Here is an 18,997-nt window from a genome sequence, read left to right as displayed (position 1 = left end):
TCAATACGACCCCGGATCGTATTCGAACTAAGCAGCCACCACCTCAACCGGCACGCCATTGAGCACCGCATTGCCGGACAGTGCATCGAGGCGGCGGTCGTCGGTCAGGTCATTGGCGCTGGCGCCGGGCTGGGCACGGGCGATGTCCAACTGCACGCCCGGCCGGGCGTGGCCCCAACCATGCGGCAAACTGACCACACCGGCCATCACCTCGTCGCTGGCCGCCACCTCCACTTCGATGCTGCCGACGCGCGAACGCACCTGTACCCGCTGCCCATCGGCCAGGCCACGACTGGCCAGGTCCGCCGGGTTCATCAGCAACTGATGACGCGGCTTGCCCTTTACCAAACGGTGATAGTTGTGCATCCAGGAATTGTTGCTGCGCACATGGCGGCGGCCGATCAGCAGCAGTTCATTAGCGCCAGGCTGCTCCTGCCCGGCAAAGCGCGCCAGGTCCGCCAGCAACGGCTCGGGCGCCGCCTGCACGGCCTTGCTCGGAGTTTTCAGCCGTGCCGCCAGGTTCGGTTGCAGAGGTCCCAGGTCGAGACCATGGGGATGCTCGCGCAAGCTGGCCAGGCTAAGCTTGTGCTCGCTGCGATCACCATAGGCGCCGAAGCGCAGACCCATGTCGATCATCTGCTCCGGCGCCATGGTCGGCTTCAGTTCAAGGTTGTTGCGCGCGGCAAAGGCCTTGGCCAGACCGACGAAAATTTCCCAGTCGTGCAGTGCGCCGTCCGGCTTGGCCAGCACAGCCTCGTTGAAACGGGTGACATTACGCACCGCGAACACATTGAAGGTGGTGTCGTAATGATCATGCTCCAGCGGCGCGGTCGGCGGCAGGATCAGGTCGGCGTAACGGGTGGTTTCGTTGATGTAGAAATCCACCGAGAGCATGAAATCCAGGTCGTCCAGCCCCCGCTCCAATTGGCGCCCGTTGGGCGTCGACAGCACCGGGTTGCCGGCTACCGTGACCAGCGCGCGGATCTGCCCTTCACCGGGGGTGAGCATCTCTTCGGCCAGCGCCGAGACAGGCAGCTCGCCGCCATATTCCGGCAGGCCGGCCACGCGGCTCTGCCAGCGATTGAAATGGCCCCCGGAAGTACTCGCCACCAGATCCACCGCCGGCGAGGTGCAAAGCACGCCGCCGACGCGGTCCAGATTGCCGGTCACCAGATTGATCAGTTGCACCAGCCATTGGCACATCGTGCCGAAAGCCTGGGTGGACACCCCCATACGGCCGTAGCACACCGCCTTGTCGGCTGCGGCAAAATCACGCGCCAGTTGCCGAATGGTCTCAGCCGGCACACCACAGCGAGCGCTCATCGCCTCGGCGTGGAAGTCGGCGATCGCCGCGCGCACCTGCTGCAGCCCTTCCACCGGCAGATGGCTGTCGCGGGTCAGGCCCTCCTCGAACAGGGTGTTGAGCAGCGCCAGCAGCAGCGCGGCATCGCTGCCGGGGCGCACGAACAGGTGCTGATCGGCGATGGCCGCGGTTTCACTGCGCCGCGGGTCGACCACCACCAGCTTGCCGCCACGAGCCTGGATGGCCTTCAGGCGCTTTTCCACGTCCGGCACGGTCATGATGCTGCCGTTGGAGGCCAGGGGGTTGCCGCCGAGGATCAGCATGAAGTCGGTGTGATCGATATCGGGAATCGGGATCAGCAGGCCGTGGCCATACATCAGGAGACTGGTCAGGTGGTGCGGCAGCTGGTCGACCGAGGTGGCCGAGAAGCGATTGCGGGTTTTCATCTGGCCAAGGAAGTAGTTGCTGTGAGTCAGCAACCCGTAGTTGTGCACGCTGGGGTTGCCCTGATAAACGGCCACGGCGTTCTGCCCGTGCTCGGCCTGGATGGCGCTCAGGCGCTCCGCCACCAGCTCGAACGCCTCATCCCAGTCGATGGCCTGCCACTGCTCGCCGATACGGCGCATGGGCTGGCGAATGCGATTGGGATCGTTCTGGATATCCTGCAGCGCCACCGCCTTGGGGCAGATATGGCCACGGCTGAAGCTGTCCTGCGCATCGCCCTTGATCGAGCGGATCTGCATGGTGCCGTCAGGCTGAGTTTCGGTTTCGATGGCAAGGCCGCAGATGGCTTCGCACAGGTGGCACGCACGGTAATGGAGGGACTTGGTCATGGCCTGGCCTCTTGTTCTGATCCGAGACGACCGGTCAGGTCGCAGGTTTCGCACTATGGGCCGAGCCTGGGGACGACGCCAGCAGCGTTCGTCCCGTGAATCGGCAGGCATCATGGGTGCCGATTCAGGCGCTGAAGTCTTCGATATCGCTGGCGCCAAAGCTTTGGCAAAAAGGCTTGTAAAACAGGATTCTGCGCGCTCGCGGGCGGCAACTTGCGCCGTCTCGTCATTTCCTTATAGGATCGCGCCTTCCCCTGTTTCGTCGCACCCTGCGGCCTCCTGCCGCAAGCTCTGCTGTTTTTGTCGGTTTTGTCACCGGGCACAGGCTTGCGAACTGTAGTGATAAAGGTAGTTAACGATGAGCGTCAGACACTTCCTCTCGATGATGGATTACACACCGGACGAACTGGTGGGGTTGATCCGCCGAGCCATCGAGCTGAAGGACCTGCGCAACCGCGGCGTACTGTTCGAGCCGCTGAAGAATCGCGTGCTGGGCATGATCTTCGAGAAGGCCTCGACCCGCACCCGTCTGTCGTTCGAAGCCGGCATGATCCAGCTCGGCGGCCAGGCCATCTTCCTCTCGCCGCGCGACACCCAGCTGGGTCGTGGCGAGCCGATCGGCGACGCGGCCATCGTCATGTCGAGCATGCTCGATGCAGTGATGATCCGTACCTTCGCCCACAGCAACCTCACCGAATTCGCCGCCAAATCGAAAGTACCGGTGATCAACGGCCTGTCCGATGATCTGCATCCCTGCCAGCTGTTGGCCGACATGCAGACCTTCCTCGAGCATCGCGGCAGCATCGCCGGCAAGACGGTGGCCTGGATCGGCGACGGCAACAACATGTGCAACTCCTATATCGAAGCGGCGATTCAGTTCGACTTCCAGCTCAAGGTTGCCTGCCCCGAGGGTTACGAACCGGACGCGCGCTTCCTCGCGCTGGCCGGTGACCGCGTGCAGGTGCTGCGTGACCCACGCGAAGCCGTGGCCGGCGCCCATCTGGTGAGCACCGACGTATGGGCCTCCATGGGCCAGGAAGACGAAGCCGAACAACGCATGGCACTGTTCCGCCCTTATCAGGTCACCCCCGCACTGCTCGATAACGCCGCACCAGATGTGCTGTTCATGCACTGCCTGCCGGCGCACCGCGGTGAGGAAATCAGCCTCGACATGCTCGACGACACGCGCTCGGTTGCCTGGAATCAGGCCGAAAACCGCCTGCACGCGCAGAAGGCGCTGCTCGAACTGCTGGTCGAACCGGCGTACCACCACGCATGAGCCAGCCGCTGCTGCAGCTACGCGGACTGAACTGCGGCTACCAGAACCACAAGGTGGTGCAGGATCTCGACCTGCACCTCAACGCTGGCGATATCGGCTGCCTGCTGGGCCCATCGGGCTGCGGCAAGACCACCACGCTGCGCGCCATCGCCGGTTTCGAGCCGGTGCTCGAAGGTGAGATCGAACTCGACGGCGAGATCATCTCCCGCGCCGGTTTCACCCTGGCACCGGAAAAACGCCAGATCGGCATGGTGTTTCAGGATTACGCTCTGTTCCCCCACCTCAGCGTGGCGGAGAACGTCGCCTTCGGCATCCGCAAGCAAGCCAACGCCGAGCGCGTCACCCAGGAGCTGCTGGAGCTGGTCAAGCTCGGCAACCTGGCCAAGCGCTACCCGCACGAACTCTCAGGTGGGCAGCAACAACGTGTCGCCCTGGCCCGCGCCCTGGCGCCGGAACCGAAGCTGCTGCTGCTCGACGAACCCTTTTCCAACCTCGATGGCGAGTTGCGCCGGCGCCTGAGTCACGAGGTCCGCGATATCCTCAAGACCCGCGGCACCAGCGCCATTCTGGTCACCCATGATCAGGAAGAGGCTTTCGCGGTCAGCGATCATGTCGGCGTATTCCAGGGCGGCCGCCTGGAACAATGGGACACGCCCTTCAACCTCTATCACGAGCCGCTCACGCCCTTCGTCGCCAGCTTTATCGGTCAGGGCTATTTCATCCGCGGCCAGTTGCTCAGCCCGGACACGGTACAGACCGAGCTCGGCGTGATCTGCGGCAACCGCGCCTACACCTGGGCACAAGGCAGCGCGGTGGATGTGCTGCTGCGCCCGGATGACATCGTCGCCGATGAAGGCAGCCATCTGAAGGCACGCATCGTCGGCAAGACCTTCCTCGGCGCCGCGACCCTGTATCGCCTGCAACTGCCCACCGGCAGCCAGCTGGAATCGATCTTCCCCAGCCATGCCGACCACCAGCCAGGCGACGAGGTGGGCATCCGCATCGCCGCCGATCACCTGGTGGCCTTCCCGGCCCTGGGCAGCGTGGCGGCGCAGTTGCAACTGAGCGATTCCGGCGGTGTGCGCCGGGTCAGCAGCAACTGATCAGAGCATCAGCTGGCCGCTGGCGATATGCCGCGCGTGGCCCGCGATCTTCACCCGGCTACCGTCGAGACGGCAGAGCAACTCACCGCCGCGTACCGAGCACTGAAAGGCGCTGAGCTCGCTGCGCCCCAGGCATTCGGCCCAGTACGGCACCAGCATGCAGTGTGTCGAACCGGTCACCGGGTCTTCGTCGATGCCGATGGCAGGCGCGAAGTAACGCGAGACGAAGTCATGCCGCTCGCCCGCCCCGGTGATCAGCACGCCAAGGCCCGGTAATGCCGCGAGCGCCGGCAGATCGGGAGTGAAGCCGCGCACCTGCGCCTCGGACGCCAGCACCACCATCAATTCCTGCACGCTGCCATCGGCATTGAGCAGAGCCAACACCTGCTGCGCGGGCTGTCCCAGCGCGCGCTCGACCTCGGCTTGCAGCGACGCAACCACCGGCACCACTGGACGCACAGGGAAATCCAGCTCCAGCCGCTCCCCCCGGCGAGTTACGCGCAACGCGCCGGACAGGCAGGTGAACTGCAGTACGTCGCCCGCCTCGTGATAGAGATCGAACAGCACCTTGGCGCTGGCCAGGGTCGCATGGCCACACAGCGGCACCTCGCTGGTCGGGGTGAACCAGCGGATATGCCAGGCCTCCCCCTCCTTCACCACGAATGCCGTCTCGGCCAGGTTGTGCTCGGCGGCGATACGCTGCATCAAAGGCTCGTCCAGCCAGGCATCCAGGCGATAAACCATGGCGGGATTGCCCGCGAAAGGTTGCTCGGTAAAAGCGTCAACTTGATGAAAAGCGAGCGGCATGATGCGTTCCTGGCCAGATGAGAAGCGTCAGCATGCCTGCGCCAGTTAACCTGCAACAGATACAGTTTCTGTTTTCCAGATGCCCTGAGGCTTCGCGGCAGAAGCCGCACCTACGGGCCGGATCAGGGCTCGCTGCGTACCCGCTTCACTGCATCCAGCCAGCCGGCGTAGAGGTGCTCACGATGAGCGTCGTTCATCCGCGGTTCGAAACGCTGCTGGCGATGCCAGTGACTGGCGATGGCATCGAGGTCGCGATATAGCCCGAGTTTCAACCCTGCCAGATAGGCGACGCCGAGCGCAGTGGTCTCGGTGACTTCGGGCCGCTCGACACTGACGCCGAGAACATCGGCGAGAAACTGCATGACCCAGTTGTTTTCCACCATGCCGCCGTCCACACGCAGCGCACTGGGCGCCGCCGCCCCGTCCTGGCGCATGGCCTCGAGCAGGTCGCGAGTCTGGTAGCACACCGACTGCAGCCCGGCAGTGACGATCTCCTTGATCCCGGTATCGCGGGTCAGGCCGAAGATGGCACCACGCGCCTTCGGGTCCCAGTAAGGCGCGCCCAGACCGGTGAAGGCCGGCACCAGATAGACGCCGCAGGCCTCCCCCGTCGCCTCGGCCAGGGCCTCGCTTTCGCGCGCATGACTGATCAGCTTGATGCCGTCGCGCAGCCACTGCACGGCGGCGCCGGCAACGAAGATACTGCCTTCGACCGCGTAGGTGACCTTGCCATCGAGGCGATAGCCCACCGTGGTCAGTAGACGGTTCTTCGAACTCACCGGCTGCTCGCCGGTGTTCTGAATCATGAAGCAGCCAGTGCCATAGGTGCTCTTGACCATACCGGGTTTGAAGCAGGCCTGGCCGATCAGGGCCGCCTGCTGGTCGCCGGCCATGCCCAGCACCGGGATGCTGGCGCCGAGCAATTCGTGTTCGGTATGGCCGAACTCGGCGGCGCAGTCGAGCACTTCCGGCAGCAGGCTGGCAGGAATGCCGAACAGCTCGAGCAGCTCTTGGTCCCACTGCTGGGTATGAATGTTGAACATCAGCGTACGCGAGGCATTGCTGGCACCGGTACGGTGCACCTTGCCATCGGTCAGGCGCCACAGCAGGAAGCTGTCGACCGTACCGAAACGCAGCTCGCCGCGCTCCGCCCGCTCCTGTGCGCCTGGCACGTTGTGCAGAATCCAGCGCAGCTTGGTGGCGGAAAAATACGGGTCGATCAGCAGACCTGTCTTGGCCGAGACCATCGCTTCGTGGCCTTTTTCCTTGAGCCCGGCGCAATAGTCGGCGGTGCGCCGATCTTGCCAGACGATGGCCGGATGGATCGGCGTGCCGGTCGCAGCATCCCAGACCAGCGTGGTTTCACGCTGGTTGGTGATGCCGATGGCGGCGATCGCCTCGGGCTGCAGACCACTGCTGGCGATGGCGTCACGGCAGACCTTTAGCGTGGACAGCCAGATCTCCTGGCCGTCGTGCTCGACCCAGCCATCCTGCGGGAAGTACTGCTTGAACTCCTGCTGAGCACGCGCCACCGGCAAGCCCTGAGCACTGAAGATGATGGCGCGGGAGCTGGTGGTGCCCTGGTCGATGGCTAGCAGGTATTGAGACATGCAAGGTTCCTTGTTGTTATTGCCAACGATCGCTGCAGTTGACCGCAGGATGACTTATTTTGCTTGCAGCATACTGCGCGACTCAGGCTTTGCCGATAGCGGCAAAGTGTCCTTGAGTATGCTGGGCCAGGGTGTCGGCCGAGAGCTCGAGCTCCAGCCCACGCCGCCCGCCGCTGACATGAATGGTGGAATGCAGACGCGCCGACTCATCGATGAAGGTGCGCAGGCGCTTCTTCTGTCCCAGCGGGCTGATGCCGCCGACCAGATAACCGGTGGCGCGCTGCGCTGCATTGGGGTCGGCCATGTCGGCCTTTTTCGCCCCGGCCGCTGCGGCCAGCGCCTTGAGATCGAGGCTGCCACCTACCGGCACCACGGCTACCAGCAGTTCGCCTTTCTCGGTGGCCGCGAGCAAGGTCTTGAACACGCGCTCGGGCGCCAGCCCCAGCTTTTCCGCCGCTTCCAGCCCGTAGGACGGCGCCTTGGGATCGTGCTGGTAACTGTGCACACGGTGTTCGGCCTTGGCCTTCTTCAACAGATCGATTGCGGGAGTCATGTTCGAATGTGAAAACGCTGTGAAAGATGTCCTACCTTAACAGGCCGCAATCCTCCGCATCTACAGCCTATAATGGCTGACCATCACAGGAAGCGCTCATGAATCTCGCTCCCCGACAGCAGGACATCCTCAATCTCGCCCGCGAGCGCGGCTACGTCAGCATCGACGAACTGGCCCAGGCGTTCGCCGTCACCCCGCAGACCATCCGCCGCGACATCAATCAGCTGGCCGAACACGGCCTGTTGCGCCGCACCCATGGCGGTGCCGCCTGCGAAGCCTCGAGCATTCAGAACACCGCCTACGGCATGCGCGCCGGGCAGATGCGCGAGGAGAAACAACGTATCGCCGAGGCCGTGGCGGCGCAGATACCCGACCACGCCTCGCTGTTCATCAACATCGGCACCACCACCGAAGCCATTGCCCGCGAACTGCAGAATCACAAGGGACTGAAGATCATCACCAATAACCTGCACGTCGCCGCCCAGCTCAGCGCCAAAGCCGATTTCGAGGTGCTGGTAGCTGGCGGCACGGTGCGCAGTGACGGCGGCATCGTTGGCCAGACCGCGGTGGATTTCATCCAGCAGTTCAAGGTCGATTACGCCATCGTCGGCATCAGCGGCATCGACGAAGATGGCAGCCTACTCGATTTCGACTATCAGGAAGTCCGCGTTTCACAGGCCATCATCGACAATGCGCGTCAGGTTTTCCTCGCCGCCGACTCCAGCAAGTTCGGGCGTAACGCCGTGGTGCGCCTGGGCTCCATCGCTCTGGTCGACCGCGTCTTCACCGACAGCGCCCCCTCCGCTGCCATCACCCGCCTGCTGCACAGCCACAAGGTCCAGCTCGATCTGGTCTGATTGGCCTCTCGACGACTATCGCATAGGGCGGGTGCAACCCGACAGCAACGTCTCGGCGGGTTACACCCGCCCTACAACAAACCCGATCCTTCCCCTACCGCTCGGCGCGCAATCGCGTGCCGGGGTAGCGAAGCTGCGCATCTTCGTCTAGCATATTTTCGAAAGTGAACATAAACACATTCGAATCCAATAGCCGAGCGTGCCCTATGCCCCACGATCCATTCACCAGCCCCGTTGCGGAAGTCTATGACCTCGCCGTCGTTGGCGGCGGTATCAATGGCGTGGGCATCGCAGCCGATGCAGCCGGTCGCGGCCTGTCCGTGTTCCTTTGCGAAAAGGACGACCTGGCCAGCCACACCTCCTCTGCCAGCAGCAAGCTGATCCACGGCGGCCTGCGCTATCTGGAGCACCACGAGTTCCGCCTGGTACGCGAAGCCCTGGCAGAGCGCGAGGTGCTGCTGGCCAAGGCGCCGCATATCGTCAAGCCGATGCGCTTCATCCTGCCGCACCGCCCGCACCTACGTGCGGCCTGGATGATCCGTGCTGGTCTGTTCCTTTACGACCACCTGGGTAAGCGTGAGCGCCTGCCCGCCTCGCGCGGCCTGCGCTTCGGTGCCGGCAGCCCGCTGAAACCCGAGATCAGCCGCGGCTTCGAATATTCCGACTGCTGGGTGGACGATGCCCGTCTGGTGGTACTCAACGCCATGGCCGCGCGGGACAAGGGCGCGCACATTCACCCACGTACGCGTTGCGTCAGCGCCCGACGCAGTAAAGGCCTGTGGCATATTCATCTGGAGCGCAACGACGGCAGCCTGCTGTCGATTCGCGCCCGGGCACTGGTCAACGCAGCCGGCCCCTGGGTCGCGCGCTTCATCCGTGAAGACCTCAAGCAGCAGTCGCCCTATGGCATCCGCCTGATCCAGGGCAGCCATATCGTCGTACCGCGCCTGTACGACGGCGAACAGGCCTACATCCTGCAGAACGAAGATCGCCGCATCGTCTTCGCCATCCCCTATCTGGAGCGCTTTACCCTGATCGGTACCACCGACCGCGAATATCAGGGCGACCCCGCCCAGGTGGCGATCACCGCCGAAGAAACCGATTACCTGCTCAAGGTGGTCAATGACCACTTCAAACAACAGCTCGGCCGGGCCGACGTCCTGCACAGCTTCGCTGGCGTGCGCCCGCTGTGCGATGACGAGTCCGATGAGCCGTCGGCCATCACCCGCGATTACACCCTGTCGCTCTCCGGTACGCCGGGCGAAGCGCCGTTGCTCTCGGTGTTCGGCGGCAAGCTGACCACCTACCGCAAGCTGGCCGAGTCGGCCATACAACAACTGGCACCCTACTTCAGTCACCTGGGCCCAAGCTGGACGGCCAGTGCACCGCTGCCGGGTGGCGAAGATCTGCAAAGCCAGAGCGCCTTGGTCGAGGCTCTGTGCGAACGTCATGGCTGGCTGCCTTCTAGCCTGGCCAGACGCTGGGCCACCACTTACGGCAGCCGCACCTGGCGCCTGCTCGAAGGCGTGCACAACCTCGCCGACCTCGGCGAACACCTTGGCGCCGGCCTCTATACCCGCGAAGTGGATTATCTGCGCCGCGAAGAATGGGCGCGCAGCAGCGCCGACATCCTTTGGCGGCGCAGCAAGCTGGGGCTGTTCATGACGCCAATACAGCAGGCCCGCCTGCAGGACTACCTGGACAGCCAAGACCCGCACTCCGCTCACGCCGCCTGAATTCTGCGTGCTCATGCCCCGCTTTGCGGGGCTTTTTTATGGCCGCTGAAAAATAAAAACACTCATCTTTTTAGGCGATTTAGCCGCAGTAGAACTTCCAGCAACTTTTTTATTACGCCTTTTCAATAACTTGGCGCCAAGTTGCGGAATAAAAACATTCTTATTCAGTTTTATTTTTACTTATGTTTCAAGAACTTAGGTTTGACAGCGGAAAGAACTCGACAGAAAATTCAAAGCCATCACGGTCATTGAAACAGCTGGAGCGGTCATGAAAGGCGACAAGAAGGTCATTCAACACCTGAACAAGATTCTTGGTAACGAACTGGTCGCCATCAACCAGTACTTCCTGCATGCGCGTATGTATGAAGACTGGGGCCTGAAAAAACTCGGCGAGCACGAGTACCACGAGTCCATCGACGAGATGAAGCACGCCGACAAGCTGATCAAGCGCATTCTCTTTCTCGAAGGCATTCCCAATCTGCAGGACCTGGGCAAGATTCTGATCGGCGAAAACACCCAGGAAATGCTCCAGTGCGATTTGCAGATCGAGCACAAGGCGCATGCCGACCTCAAGGCCGCCATCGCCTACTGCGAAAGCATCGGTGACTATGCCAGCCGCGAGTTGCTCGAAGAGATTCTCTGCTCCGAAGAAGATCATATCGACTGGCTGGAAACCCAACTAAGCCTGATCGCAGCCGTCGGCCTGCAGAATTACCTGCAATCGCAGATGGACGAATAAGTCCGCCACTGGATAAAGAACGGGAGCCGATGGCTCCCGTTTTTCGTTGCGTGCGCTTATTTCTGTGGGTCCGGCTCGCCATCGGAACGACCGATGCTGGCTGGCGCTTCCACTAGCAGTTCTTCCGGCACTTCGTCCACACGCGGGTCGAGCGCTGCGGCCATGGGGCTGACCGTATCCGGCATTGGCACGTGGCTGAGCGGCGCCTCGTCGACCCGATGCTGGCCGGTAACGCGCTTGGGCTGCACCCAGAAGATCAGCACCACGGCATAGAGCGATACCAGCATGTAGAACATGCCCGGTCCGAAGTGCTGCATCATGAAACCTGCCAACAACGGGCCGATGCAGGCGCCAACGCCATAGGTGGTCAGCAGCATGGCCGACAGCGCCACCCGGCGTGATTGCTCGACGTGGTCGTTACCCAGCGCCACGGCCAGTGGGTACAGGGTGAACAGCAACATGCCGGTGACGAAGCCGTTGGCCAGCAACAGCCAGTACGGCAGGTCGAACAGCCCCCACATGGGAATGGCGGTCAGGCACAGCAGGATGGCGTTGCCACGAATCAACCAGCTGCGGTCCAGACGATCGGACAGCCAGCCCAGCGGCCACTGCGCACAGAAGCCGGCGATGATGCACATGGCCACGAATAGGCTCGCCTGCGTGGTGTCCAGCCCGCTGCGGCTGGCGTAGACCGGCGCCAGGCCGTAGAAGGCGCCGACCATCAGTCCGGCGACGAAAATACTGCCCAGCGCCTGTGGCACACGCTTCCAGAAAAAACCGATTTCCAGCGGCGCAGCCACCAGCTTGGCCGGGTGCACGCGACGGGTCACGGCCAGCGGGATCAGGCAGGAGGCGAAGCACATCGCCACCAGCACCAGCGGCTTGTAATCCAGAGTCGGGCTCATCGCCAGCAGGCCCTGGCCGACCACCAGGCCCAGGTCCACAGCCACCATGTAGCCGGCGAAAACTTTGCCGCGCATGTGGTTTTCGGACTGCTCGTTGAGCCAGCTCTCGATCACCATGTACTGGTTCATCATCACCGCGCCCATCACGAAACGCAGCAGCAGCCAGACCTCCAGGCGCTCGACCAGCACATGCAGCAGCACGATCACCGTGGCGAGGCCGGCGCAGGCGACGTAGGAGCGAATATGGCCAACGCTGGCGATCAGCTTATGGCCGAACTTGCCGCCGCATACCAGGCCGAAGTAATAGGCCGCCATCAGGCCGCCAACCCAGGCGTCGCCCGCTCCCTCCTCGGTCAGGCGCAGCCCCATGTAGGTGCTGAACAGCCCCGAACCGGCCAGCATGAGTAAGGTGGCGCTATACAGGGCCGGGAAGGTGACGAGCGGGCTGAACATGACGACTCCAGACGGGACGGCAGCAGCGCCGTCCGACGAACACGGGACGATGGCGTCCCGTCGGCCCCGGGCGGGGCCAGCGAAAACCGCGCATTATCCATATCCGCCACCTGCCCCGCCATGTCCGCCGGGCGCTTTGCCGCGAAACGCGCGAACGCGTCTGTAGCGCTAGCGGGCCTCGCTTTCCTTGACCCGGAACCAGGCCGCGTAGAGCGCCGGCAGGAACAGCAGAGTCAGTGCCGTGGCGACCACCAGACCGCCCATGATGGCCACCGCCATCGGCCCGAAGAACACGCTGCGCGATAGCGGAATCATCGCCAGCACAGCGGCCAGCGCCGTCAGTACGATGGGGCGGAAGCGCCGCACCGTGGCCTCGATGATGGCATGCCAGCGATCCAGGCCATGGCTGATGTCCTGCTCGATCTGATCCACCAGAATCACCGAGTTGCGCATGATCATCCCGGCCAGGGCGATGGTGCCGAGCATGGCGACGAAACCGAACGGCTGGCGGAAGATCAGCAGGAACAGCGTCACGCCGATCAGCCCCAGCGGCGCGGTGAGAAACACCATGGCCGAACGCGAGAAGCTCCTGAGCTGCAGCATCAGCAGCGTCAGCACCACCACGATGAACAGCGGGATACCGGCGTTCACCGATTTCTGCCCGCGCTGCGAGTCCTCCACCGTACCGCCCACCTCCAGCAGGTAACCATCCGGCAACTCGGCGCGGATCGGTTCCAGCGTCGGCAGGATCTGCTGGGTCAGGCTGGCCGGCTGCTGGCTGCCGTAGACGTCGGCACGCACGGTGACGTTGGGCAGGCGGTTGCGATGCCAGATGATGCCTTCCTCGAAACCGTATTCCAGCGTCGCCACCTGCGACAGGGCCACGCTGCGCCCACTGTCGGTCGGCACCGCGAGACTCGGCAGCAAGCTCAGCGCCTTGCGTTCCTGCGGTGTGCCGCGCTGGAGAATCTCGATCAGCTCATTGCCTTCGCGGTACTGGCTGACGCTGGTGCCGGACAGCGAGCCCTGCAGAAAGCGCGACAGCTCGGCGGTGTTGACCCCCAGCGCTCGCGCGCGATCCTGATCGATATTGAGGATCACCACCTTGCTCGGCTCCTCCCAGTCCAGGTGCACGTTCACCACATGCGGGTTCTCGCGCACCTTGTCCGCCACCTGACGAGCCAGAGCGCGCACCTCGGCGATATGCTCGCCGCTGACGCGGAACTGCACCGGATAGCCCACCGGCGGGCCGTTCTCAAGGCGGCTGACGCGGCTGCGCAGCGCAGGGAACTGGTCGTTCATCGTCTGGATCAGCCAGGTACGCAGGCGCTCGCGCTCCTCGATGCTCGACGCTAGCACCACGAACTGGGCGAAGCTCGCCGCAGGCAACTGCTGATCCAGCGGTAGGTAGAAACGCGGTGAGCCGGTGCCGACATAGGCGACATAGTTGTCGATGCCCGGCTGCTCCTTGAGCAGTTGCTCCAGGCGACGCACCTCGGCCTCCGTGGCGCTCAGTGAGGCGCCCTCCTCCAACTTGATGTCGACCATCAGCTCCAGGCGGCCGGAAGCCGGGAAGAACTGTTGTGGCACGAAGCGGAACAGCAATACCGAGCCGATGAACAAGCCGATGGTCAGCAGGATGACAATGCCGCGACGGCGCACACACCACTGGACCGTGGCGCGCACGCGGCGGTAGAACGGCGTCGAATAGGGGTCATGGCCCCCATCGCTGCCGCCATGTTTCGCCGCGTGCAGCTTGGCCAGGTCCGGCAACAGCTTGTCGCCCAGATAGGGCACAAACATCACCGCGGCGATCCACGAGGCGATCAGCGAGATGGCCACCACCTGGAAGATGGAACGGGTGTACTCGCCCGTGCCGGACTGCGCGGTGGCGATGGGCAGAAAGCCCGCGGCGGTGATCAGCGTGCCGGTAAGCATGGGAAACGCGGTGCTGGTCCAGGCGAAACTGGCCGCCTTGAAGCGGTCATAGCCCTGTTCCATCTTGATCGCCATCATCTCCACCGCGATGATCGCATCGTCCACCAGCAGGCCCAGGCCGAGCACCAGCGCGCCGAGCGAGATCTTGTGCAGGCCGATGCCTAAGTAGTACATGGCGGCAAAGGTCATCGCCAGCACCAGCGGGATCACCAGCGCCACCACCAGGCCGGTGCGCACGCCCAGGGAGAAGAAGCTGACCGCGAGCACGATCACCAGCGCCTCGACCAGTACCTTGACGAACTCGCCCACGCCGGCCTTCACCGCCGCCGGCTGATCCGACACCTTGCGCAGCTCCATGCCCAGCGGCAGGGTCTGCTGCAGGCGGGCGAATTCACCCTCAAGCGCTTTGCCCAGCACAAGGATGTCGCCGCCGTCCTTCATCGACACGGCAATGCCGATGGCGTCCTCACCCATGAAGCGCATGCGCGGTGCAGGTGGATCGTTGAACCCGCGCTTGACCTCGGCCACATCGGCAATGCGGAAGGTGCGGTCACCAACCCGAATGGGGAAATCACGAATCTCCTGCACGGACTCGAAGCGCCCGGTCACGCGCAACTGAATGCGCTCGCTGGACGTCTCGAAGAAGCCGGCAGCCGCCACCGCGTTCTGCGCCTCCAGTGCCTGCTGCACCGCGGAGAGCGGCAGACCCAGAGTCGCCAGCTTGGTATTGGACAGCTCGATCCAGATCTTCTCGTCCTGCAGCCCCACCAGCTCGACCTTGCCAACGTCCCTGACTCGCTGCAGTTGCAATTGCAGGCGGTCGGCATAGTCCTTGAGCACCGCATAGTCGAAACCGTTGCCGGTCAGCGCATAGATGTTGCCGAAGGTGGTGCCGAACTCGTCGTTGAAGAACGGCCCCTGGATGCCGGGCGGCAAGGTGTGACGAATATCGCTGATCTTCTTGCGCACCTGGTACCACAGCTCGGGAATCTGCGAGCTGCGCATGGAATCGCGCGCCATGAAGGTGACCTGCGACTCACCCGGGCGGGAGAAGCTGGTGATGCGGTCATACTCGCCGGTCTCCATCAGCTTCTTCTCGATGCGTTCGGTGACCTGGCGCGAAACCTCTTCGGCGCTCGCGCCCGGCCAGTTGGTGCGAATCACCATGGCCTTGAAGGTGAAAGGCGGGTCTTCGCTCTGCCCCAGCTTGGTGTAGGACAACGCCCCCACCACGGCGAACAGCAGCATGATGTAGAGAACGATCTGGCGATGACGCAACGCCCAGGCAGACAGGTTGAAGCTCATGCCCGCTTACTCCTTGGCTGCCAATTCGACATTGCGATTGTCGCGATCAACAGGGCGCACTTTCAGCCCCTCGCGCAGCATCTGCACGCCAGCGGCCACCACCCAGTCGGATGCGGAAAGCCCCTCCAGCACCGGCACGCGGTCGTCACCATAAGCGCCAACGCGGACCGGTCGGCGCTGCACGGTGTGCTCCCTGGGGTCGATGACCCAGACGAAGGCCTGCCCCTGCTCGGCGCTGAGAGCCGACAGCGGCACGGCCAGCGGCACCTCGCCGTTGCTGGCGATGAAGACGCGCGCGCTCTGCCCCAGCTCCGCCGGCACCTTGCCTTCGCTGAAGGCGACGCGAGCGGCGAAGGTACGTGATTGCGGATCGGCAGCCGGTGCCATCTCGCGAATGCGCCCAGGGAAGCGCTGATCGGGTTGCGACCACAACTCCACCTCGACCGCCTGACCGATCTCGAAGCGACCGAAGCTCTGCTCCGGCAGACTGATCGACACTTCACGCTCGCCATCGGCGGCCAGGGTAAACACGGTTTGCCCCGCGGCCACCACCTGCCCGACCTCGACCGCACGGCGAGCGATCACGCCATCCTGCGAGGCGCGCAATACGGCATAGCCGGTCTGGTTGCGCGCCACGTCGTACTCGGCCTTGATCTGTTTCAGGCGCGCTTCACCGGCGCGGTACTGGTTCTCGACGTTGTCGAACTGCGAGCGACTGACCAGATTGCGCCCGAGCAGCGCCTTGTAGCGTTCGCGCTCGGCGCGCACGGTCTGCAGGTTGGCCTCGGCCGCCGTCATCTGCGCGCGCGTGGCTTCCAACTGCAGACGTACGTCCTGCGGGTCCAGCTCGGCCAGTGCTTGGTCCTTCTTCACCCGATCGCCGACATCCACCATGCGCTTGCTCACCTTGCCGGCGATGCGGAAGGCCAGCTCAGGTTCGTAGCGCGCACGCACCTCGCCCGGATAGCTGTCGACCAGGGCGGTGGCCGGCTGCGGCTGCACCACCATGGCCGGACGCACCGGCTGCTCCATCTGCTCACCATTGCCGCAGGCAGACAACACAAAGACCAGACCCAGAGAAGCGATCAAGGGGAGAACGTGGCGGGACATGAGTAAGACCTTTCGAAGAAGGTTTGGGGCTGGCCCTAAGCTCACGGCGCTACCAGCGCCAAGGCTATCGGAGTTGCCCTTTGGAATATTTGTACTGGCGGGTATAGTAAAAATAGCAAACTCGCCAGTCCAGTATTAAAATCTGCTGATGCCAGACAAGTTGTTACAACCTCCCGGTCCCGGTCGCCCGAAGGATCCCGCCAAACGCCGCGCCATTCTGGAAGCGGCCAAGGGCCTGTTCCTGCGAAACGGTTACGACGGCAGCAGCATGGACGCCATCGCCGCCGAGGCCGGGGTTTCCAAGCTGACCGTGTACAGCCACTTCACCGACAAGGAGACGCTGTTCTCCGCGGCGATCAAGGCCAAGTGTGAGGAACAGCTGCCGGAACTGCTGTTCGAGCTGCCAGATAACGTGCCGCTGGAAAGCCAGTTGCTGGGAATCGCGCGCGGTTTCCTGGCGCTGGTCAACAGCCGAGAATCGGTGGAGATGCACCGGATGATGGTGAGTCTGGCCAGCCAGGGTTCCAAGCTGTCGCAGGTGTTCTACGAGGCCGGCCCTAAACGGGTGCAGGAAGAAATGGAAGTGCTACTGCACAAGGCCGCCAGGCGTGGCCTGCTGAGCCTGGACGATCCGCGCCAGGCCGCCGATCATTTCTTCAGCCTGCTCAAGGGCGGCGCACATTTCCGCCTGCTAATCGGCTGTGGTGAGCCGCTGCAGGGCGACGCCGCGGAACATCATGTGCAGGACGCGGTACAGTTGTTTCTGCGCGCTTATCGGCCCTGACAGCGCACTCTAGGCACCGGCTTCCAATTTCTTCTTCGGATAGATGTCGTAGCGACTGGATTTGCCTTCCAGCACATAGCCGGGCTTGCCACCTTCGATGGCCGGCGCCTTGCGCGGGCGTTTGACCACCACACGATGGGTGGTCAGCGCCAGCGCCGCCTCGAGCAACGCCGGCGCGTCAAGATCGTCACCGACGAAGGGGCGGAACAGACGCATTTCCTTCTTCACCAGCGCACTCTTGTCGCGATGCGGGAACATAGGGTCGAGGTAGATCACCTGCGGCGGCTCACCTTGCCAGGCGCGCATCAGTTCGATGGCATTGCCAGTGAGCAAGCGCATGCGCGCAGCGATGGGCGCCACGTCGAGATCCAGCGCAGCACGTTGCAGACCGTCTTCCAGCAGCGCCGCGACCAGCGGCTGGCGCTCGATCAGCGTCATGTCGCAGCCCAGGCTGGCCAGCACGAAGGCATCGCGCCCCAGCCCGGCGGTCGCATCGAGAATGCGCGGGCGAATCCCCGATTGCACGCCCACCGCCTTGGCGATCATCTGCCCGCTGCCACCACCGAATTGACGTCGATGCGCCGCCGCACCCTCGACGAAATCCACCCGCACCGGGCCGGGTGCCTTGTCGCCCAACTCGACCAGCTGCAGCCCGTCATCCCCCAGTTGCAGGGCGAACTCGGTTTCCCCCTCGAGTGCCAGGCCCAGGCGCGACGCCCACTGGGCCGCCGCTTCGGCGTACTGAGGGTGGAGGGCTTGGATGCGAATGCTGGCGTTGTGCCGCTCGTCGGTCATGGGTTAGTTCTGCTCAAAAATCACTCAAAGCGTCGACCGCTCGGCCAATATCGAAGGAGCGGCATTCTGCCAGACCCGGCCGCCGACAGCCGCATCGAGTGTGAACATCCGCTCTGTGCCGAAGCAGCAAGCCAGTGCAGCCGCAAGCGGATCACACCCAAGCCATAACTCGCAAACCGGCTATTAGCGGCACATCCGCCACATGCCCATGTCTACGTGAAAGTGATCACGGTGGGCGGCATTGTATTCCGGCCCCAGGGTGACGTTGAAGCTGTCGCACGCCGCGTCCCGAACCAGACGCAGAAAGCGCGCCTTGTCGCCTTCCCCCGGCCAGTCGTGCAGCACGCTGATGCGCTGGCCGTCGCGCAGGCGAAAACCGACCATATCCAGCGCGTTGGCATAGGAATGCTGGCTGGGTCGCTGGCTGCCGGCGATGCTGCGACAGGCGAAGCTGCCAACGTGTTCGATACGGCTGACCGGCTGGCCGAACACCTCCTGCGCAGCGGGCTGCAAGCCATGGCGCTCGAACAGGGCGAAACTCACCGCCAACGGGCAGGTGGCCATAAAGCTGCTGCTCAGGCCAACGTCAGCGCCCTGGATACGTACGGCGTTTTCAATCGGGCAGCCGGGGTGCGGCGTGCTGTCATCCAGGCGCGTGAAACGCAGGTCGGACGTCGCCAGGGCCAGGTCGCACAGCGCACGATCCTCGCTCAGTCGCCAGAGCTTGAATGAGGTCAGCAGGTTTGGCGCTTCTCGCACGTTCAGCGGCGCCCAGGGATTGAAACGCGGCGCCACCTCAACCCAGCCACGCCAGAGCGCCACCAGCAGTGCGGCGCCCAGCAGCAGGGAAAGAAACAGCAAACGACCGATTATCCGTATCAGCATGT

General features: G+C 63.6%; 15 protein-coding genes. 6 read left to right on the top strand and 9 right to left on the bottom strand.

What is annotated here, in order from left to right; genetic code table 11:
- Positions 1 to 27 precede the first annotated feature (27 nt).
- Complete coding sequence (locus tag B3P22_RS16335) at positions 28 to 2,136, bottom strand: molybdopterin oxidoreductase family protein (RefSeq protein ID WP_275545896.1); 2,109 nt, start codon at positions 2,134 to 2,136, stop codon at positions 28 to 30.
- Positions 2,137 to 2,494: 358 nt separating this feature from the next.
- Between B3P22_RS16335 and argF the strand changes: the two genes are divergently transcribed.
- A complete protein-coding gene (gene argF, locus B3P22_RS16330; protein ID WP_275545897.1) occupies positions 2,495 to 3,415 on the top strand; it encodes an ornithine carbamoyltransferase in 921 nt (306 codons plus the stop codon).
- Entirely contained in the window at positions 3,412 to 4,518 is a 1,107-nt protein-coding gene (locus B3P22_RS16325) for an ABC transporter ATP-binding protein (RefSeq protein ID WP_275545898.1), read from the top strand. The genes argF and B3P22_RS16325 overlap by 4 nt, the downstream gene beginning before the upstream one ends.
- On the opposite strand, the gene B3P22_RS16320 is transcribed toward B3P22_RS16325, so the two are convergent.
- The 3 genes from B3P22_RS16320 to ybaK form a co-directional block, all read right to left on the bottom strand.
- Positions 4,519 to 5,325: a PhzF family phenazine biosynthesis protein gene (locus B3P22_RS16320; protein WP_275545899.1), complete on the bottom strand. Its 807-nt coding sequence runs from the start codon at positions 5,323 to 5,325 to the stop codon at positions 4,519 to 4,521.
- A gap of 122 nt (positions 5,326 to 5,447) precedes the next feature.
- On the bottom strand, positions 5,448 to 6,935 hold the full coding sequence (gene glpK, locus B3P22_RS16315; protein ID WP_275545900.1) for a glycerol kinase GlpK: 1,488 nt from the start codon (positions 6,933 to 6,935) through the stop codon (positions 5,448 to 5,450).
- A gap of 82 nt (positions 6,936 to 7,017) precedes the next feature.
- Positions 7,018 to 7,488 carry a Cys-tRNA(Pro) deacylase gene (ybaK, locus tag B3P22_RS16310; protein WP_275545901.1) on the bottom strand — a complete coding sequence of 157 codons (471 nt, stop codon included), beginning with the start codon at positions 7,486 to 7,488 and terminating at the stop codon, positions 7,018 to 7,020.
- Between the two features lie 98 nt (positions 7,489 to 7,586).
- Here ybaK and B3P22_RS16305 point away from each other — a divergent pair, with 98 nt between their 5' ends.
- From B3P22_RS16305 to bfr, 3 genes are all read left to right on the top strand, one after another.
- The gene (locus B3P22_RS16305; protein WP_275545902.1) at positions 7,587 to 8,345 is read left to right on the top strand and encodes a DeoR/GlpR family DNA-binding transcription regulator; all 759 of its coding nucleotides are present in this window, start codon (positions 7,587 to 7,589) and stop codon (positions 8,343 to 8,345) included.
- A 206-nt stretch (positions 8,346 to 8,551) separates the two neighbouring features.
- The gene (gene glpD / locus B3P22_RS16300; RefSeq protein ID WP_275545903.1) at positions 8,552 to 10,081 is read left to right on the top strand and encodes a glycerol-3-phosphate dehydrogenase; all 1,530 of its coding nucleotides are present in this window, start codon (positions 8,552 to 8,554) and stop codon (positions 10,079 to 10,081) included.
- A 268-nt stretch (positions 10,082 to 10,349) separates the two neighbouring features.
- Entirely contained in the window at positions 10,350 to 10,820 is a 471-nt protein-coding gene (bfr, locus tag B3P22_RS16295) for a bacterioferritin (RefSeq protein ID WP_197856265.1), read from the top strand.
- 56 nt (positions 10,821 to 10,876) lie between these two features.
- On the opposite strand, the gene B3P22_RS16290 is transcribed toward bfr, so the two are convergent.
- The 3 genes from B3P22_RS16290 to B3P22_RS16280 all read right to left on the bottom strand — a co-directional run bounded on the left by B3P22_RS16290 (position 10,877) and on the right by B3P22_RS16280 (position 16,531).
- Positions 10,877 to 12,178, bottom strand: coding sequence for an MFS transporter (locus B3P22_RS16290; protein WP_275545904.1), 1,302 nt, complete (start codon positions 12,176 to 12,178; stop codon positions 10,877 to 10,879).
- 168 nt (positions 12,179 to 12,346) lie between these two features.
- A complete protein-coding gene (locus tag B3P22_RS16285; RefSeq protein ID WP_275545905.1) occupies positions 12,347 to 15,421 on the bottom strand; it encodes an efflux RND transporter permease subunit in 3,075 nt (1,024 codons plus the stop codon).
- A 6-nt stretch (positions 15,422 to 15,427) separates the two neighbouring features.
- Entirely contained in the window at positions 15,428 to 16,531 is a 1,104-nt protein-coding gene (locus B3P22_RS16280; protein WP_296271697.1) for an efflux RND transporter periplasmic adaptor subunit, read from the bottom strand.
- Positions 16,532 to 16,679: 148 nt separating this feature from the next.
- Here B3P22_RS16280 and B3P22_RS16275 point away from each other — a divergent pair, with 148 nt between their 5' ends.
- Positions 16,680 to 17,315, top strand: a complete 636-nt coding sequence (locus B3P22_RS16275) for a TetR/AcrR family transcriptional regulator (protein ID WP_296271696.1) — start codon at positions 16,680 to 16,682, stop codon at positions 17,313 to 17,315.
- Between the two features lie 9 nt (positions 17,316 to 17,324).
- Here the strand turns inward: B3P22_RS16275 and B3P22_RS16270 are convergent, their stop codons facing one another.
- Both B3P22_RS16270 and B3P22_RS16265 read right to left on the bottom strand, forming a co-directional pair.
- Entirely contained in the window at positions 17,325 to 18,110 is a 786-nt protein-coding gene (locus B3P22_RS16270) for a class I SAM-dependent methyltransferase (protein WP_296271695.1), read from the bottom strand.
- A gap of 183 nt (positions 18,111 to 18,293) precedes the next feature.
- A complete protein-coding gene (locus B3P22_RS16265; protein ID WP_296271694.1) occupies positions 18,294 to 18,995 on the bottom strand; it encodes an extensin family protein in 702 nt (233 codons plus the stop codon).
- Positions 18,996 to 18,997: the final 2 nt, after the last annotated feature.

It is taken from the genome of Pseudomonas sp. UBA6323 (assembly GCF_002439135.1).
GTDB lineage: Bacteria > Pseudomonadota > Gammaproteobacteria > Pseudomonadales > Pseudomonadaceae > Aquipseudomonas.
The sequence above is the reverse complement of the archived record's forward strand: the minus strand, read 5'-3'. Positions and strand labels throughout refer to the sequence as shown.

Excerpts from the sequence above, each read along its gene's own strand:
- B3P22_RS16280 (WP_296271697.1), bottom strand. The coding sequence starts at position 16,531 with ATGTCCCGCCACGTTCTCCCCTTGATCGCTTCTCTGGGTCTGGTCTTT.
- bfr (WP_197856265.1), top strand. The coding sequence starts at position 10,350 with ATGAAAGGCGACAAGAAGGTCATTCAACACCTGAACAAGATTCTTGGT.
- B3P22_RS16265 (WP_296271694.1), bottom strand. The coding sequence starts at position 18,995 with ATGCTGATACGGATAATCGGTCGTTTGCTGTTTCTTTCCCTGCTGCTG.
- B3P22_RS16325 (WP_275545898.1), top strand. The coding sequence starts at position 3,412 with ATGAGCCAGCCGCTGCTGCAGCTACGCGGACTGAACTGCGGCTACCAG.
- B3P22_RS16290 (WP_275545904.1), bottom strand. The coding sequence starts at position 12,178 with ATGTTCAGCCCGCTCGTCACCTTCCCGGCCCTGTATAGCGCCACCTTA.
- ybaK (WP_275545901.1), bottom strand. The coding sequence starts at position 7,488 with ATGACTCCCGCAATCGATCTGTTGAAGAAGGCCAAGGCCGAACACCGT.
- B3P22_RS16305 (WP_275545902.1), top strand. The coding sequence starts at position 7,587 with ATGAATCTCGCTCCCCGACAGCAGGACATCCTCAATCTCGCCCGCGAG.
- glpD (WP_275545903.1), top strand. The coding sequence starts at position 8,552 with ATGCCCCACGATCCATTCACCAGCCCCGTTGCGGAAGTCTATGACCTC.
- glpK (WP_275545900.1), bottom strand. The coding sequence starts at position 6,935 with ATGTCTCAATACCTGCTAGCCATCGACCAGGGCACCACCAGCTCCCGC.
- B3P22_RS16335 (WP_275545896.1), bottom strand. The coding sequence starts at position 2,136 with ATGACCAAGTCCCTCCATTACCGTGCGTGCCACCTGTGCGAAGCCATC.
- B3P22_RS16270 (WP_296271695.1), bottom strand. The coding sequence starts at position 18,110 with ATGACCGACGAGCGGCACAACGCCAGCATTCGCATCCAAGCCCTCCAC.
- B3P22_RS16285 (WP_275545905.1), bottom strand. The coding sequence starts at position 15,421 with ATGAGCTTCAACCTGTCTGCCTGGGCGTTGCGTCATCGCCAGATCGTT.
- B3P22_RS16320 (WP_275545899.1), bottom strand. The coding sequence starts at position 5,325 with ATGCCGCTCGCTTTTCATCAAGTTGACGCTTTTACCGAGCAACCTTTC.
- argF (WP_275545897.1), top strand. The coding sequence starts at position 2,495 with ATGAGCGTCAGACACTTCCTCTCGATGATGGATTACACACCGGACGAA.
- B3P22_RS16275 (WP_296271696.1), top strand. The coding sequence starts at position 16,680 with ATGCCAGACAAGTTGTTACAACCTCCCGGTCCCGGTCGCCCGAAGGAT.